2 protein-coding genes are annotated in these 2,821 nt (G+C 67.1%); both read left to right on the top strand.

Annotated features, from left to right (window positions below; translation table 11 throughout):
- Nucleotides 1-18: 18 nt before the first annotated feature.
- Entirely contained in the window at nucleotides 19-2,511 is a 2,493-nt protein-coding gene (gene nirB / locus EJO66_RS32275) for a nitrite reductase large subunit NirB (protein WP_125967266.1), read from the top strand.
- 20 nt (nucleotides 2,512-2,531) lie between these two features.
- Nucleotides 2,532-2,821 (top strand): nitrite reductase (NAD(P)H) small subunit (locus EJO66_RS32270; RefSeq protein WP_148101345.1); only part of this gene is annotated, 290 nt, incomplete at its 3' end.

Here is a 2,821-nt window from a genome sequence, read left to right as displayed (position 1 = left end):
GAAAGGCCCTCCCCCATGATGAAGAAACTCAAGCTCGTGATGGTCGGCAACGGCATGGCCGGCGTGCGCACGCTGGAGGAGCTGCTGAAGCTCGCGCCCGAGCTGTACGACATCACCGTCTTCGGTGCCGAGCCGCACCCCAACTACAACCGCATCCTCCTGTCGCCCGTGCTCGCGGGCGAGCAGACCGTGGAGGAGATCGTGCTCAACAGCTGGGAGTGGTACGCCGAGAACAAGATCACCCTGCACGCCGGCAAGAAGGTGGTCGAGGTCGACCGCGTCAAGCGCATCGTGCGCGCCGAGGATTCGCAAGGTGGCGTCACCGAAGCCCCCTACGACCGCCTCCTGATGTGCACCGGCTCCAACCCCTTCATGCTGCCGGTGCCCGGCAAGGACCTGAAGGGCGTCATCGCCTACCGCGACATCGCCGACACCGACTACATGATCGAGACCGCGCGCACCCACAAGCACGCGGTGGTCATCGGCGGCGGCCTGCTCGGGCTGGAGGCGGCCAACGGCCTGATGCTGCGCGGCATGGACGTCACCGTGGTGCACGTCATGCCCTGGCTCATGGAGCGCCAGCTGGACGACGTCGCCGGCAAGCTCCTGCAGAAGTCGCTGGAGGACCGGGGCCTGAAGTTCCGCATCGGCGCCCAGACCCAGGAGCTCGTCGGTGACAGCAATGAGGGAAAGGATGGCCGCGTCAAGGCCATCCGCTTCAAGGACGGCACCGAAGTGCCCGCCGACCTGGTCGTCATGGCCGTGGGCATCCGCCCCAACACCGAACTCGCAGAGAAGATGCGCCTGCACTGCAACCGCGGCATCGTCGTCACCGACACCCTGCAGACCGTGACCGACGCGCGCATCTACTCGGTGGGCGAATGCGCGGCCCACCGCGGCATCGCCTACGGCCTGGTCGCGCCCCTCTTCGAGCAGGCCAAGGTCGCGGCCAACCACCTGGCCCAGTTCGGCATCGGGCGCTACCTGGGGTCGCTGACCTCCACCAAGCTCAAGGTCACCGGCATCGACCTGTTCAGCGCCGGCGAGTTCATGGGCGGCGAAGGCACCGAGGAGATCGTCATGAGCGACCCCTTCGGCGGGGTCTACAAGAAGCTGGTCATCAAGGACGACAAGCTGGTGGGCGCGTGCCTGTATGGCGACACGGTGGACGGCAGCTGGTACTTCAAGCTGCTGCGCGACGGGCGCAGCGTGCACGACATCCGCGACAAGCTGATGTTCGGCGAATCCAACATCGGCGACACCGGCCACGAGGGCCACAGCAAGGCCGCCAGCATGCCCGACGACGCCGAGGTGTGCGGCTGCAACGGCGTGACCAAGGGCACCATCTGCAAGGCCATCAAGGACAAGGGCCTGTTCACCCTGGACGAGGTCAAGAAGCACACCAAGGCCAGCGCCAGCTGCGGCTCGTGCACCGGCCTGGTGGAGCAGATCCTGATGTTCACCGCCGGCGGCGACTACTCGGCCACGCCCAAGAAGAAGGCCGTGTGCGGCTGCACCGACGCGAGCCACCAGGACGTGCGCGACGCCATCCGCCGCGAACACTGGCTCACGCACGACGCGGTCTACCGCGGCCTGGGCTGGCGCACGCCCGACGGCTGCGCCACCTGCCGCCCGGCCATCAACTACTACCTGATCTCGACCTGGCCCAAGGAGGCCCGGGACGATCCGCAGAGCCGCTTCATCAACGAGCGCAGCCACGCCAACATCCAGAAGGACGGCACCTACTCGGTCATCCCGCGCATGTGGGGCGGCCACACCACGCCCGACGAGCTGCGGCGCATCGCGGACGCGGCCGACAAGTACAAGATTCCCACGGTCAAGGTCACGGGCGGCCAGCGCATCGACCTGCTGGGGGTGAAGAAGGAGGACCTGGAAGGCGTGTGGAAGGACATCGGCATGCCCTCGGGCTTTGCCTATGCCAAGAGCCTGCGCACGGTGAAGACCTGCGTGGGCAGCGAGTGGTGCCGCTTCGGCACCCAGGACTCCACCCAGATGGGCAAGGACCTGGAGCGCGCGCTGTGGGCGATGTACTCGCCGCACAAGGTGAAGCTGGCGGTCTCGGGCTGCCCGCGCAACTGCGCCGAGGCCGGGATCAAGGACGTGGGGGTGATCGGGGTGGATTCGGGCTGGGAGCTGTACGTGGGGGGCAACGGCGGCATCAAGACCGAGGTGGCGCAGTTCCTGGTGAAGGTGAAGACGGCCCAGGAAGTGATGGAGTATTCGGGCGCCTTCCTGCAGCTGTACCGCGAGGAAGGCTGGTACCTGGAGCGCACGGTGCACTACATCGGGCGGGTGGGGCTGGACTATGTGAAGAAGAAGATCCTCGAAGACGAAGCCGGCCGCCGTGCGCTGTGGGAGCGGCTGCAGTTCGCGCTGGATGGGGAGCCCGATCCGTGGTTCGCCTCGAGCCAGGCGCAGGTGGATGTGCGGCAGTTCACGCCGGTGGCGGTGGTGGATGGCAGCGCGGACAAGGCCACCCAGGCGGCCTGAAAGGCAAGGAGAAACAACCCATGAATGACAACAACCCCAACAACGAATGGAAAGTGATCTGCCGCGTCGAGGACATCCCGGTGCTGGGCGCGCGCCGCGTGGCGCGCCCGGTGGGGGTGGACGTCGCCGTGTTCCGCAACGCCCAGGACCAGGTCTTTGCGCTGCTGGACCGCTGCCCGCACAAGGGCGGCCCGCTCTCCCAGGGGATCGTGTTCGGCACCAGCGTGGCCTGCCCGCTGCACAACTGGGCCATCGGACTGGACGACGGGTGCGCCAAGTCGCCCGATGAGGGGTGCACGCCGAGGTTTGC

It is taken from the genome of Variovorax beijingensis (assembly GCF_003951285.1).
Taxonomy (GTDB): domain Bacteria; phylum Pseudomonadota; class Gammaproteobacteria; order Burkholderiales; family Burkholderiaceae_C; genus Variovorax; species Variovorax beijingensis.
The sequence above is the reverse complement of the archived record's forward strand: the minus strand, read 5'-3'. Positions and strand labels throughout refer to the sequence as shown.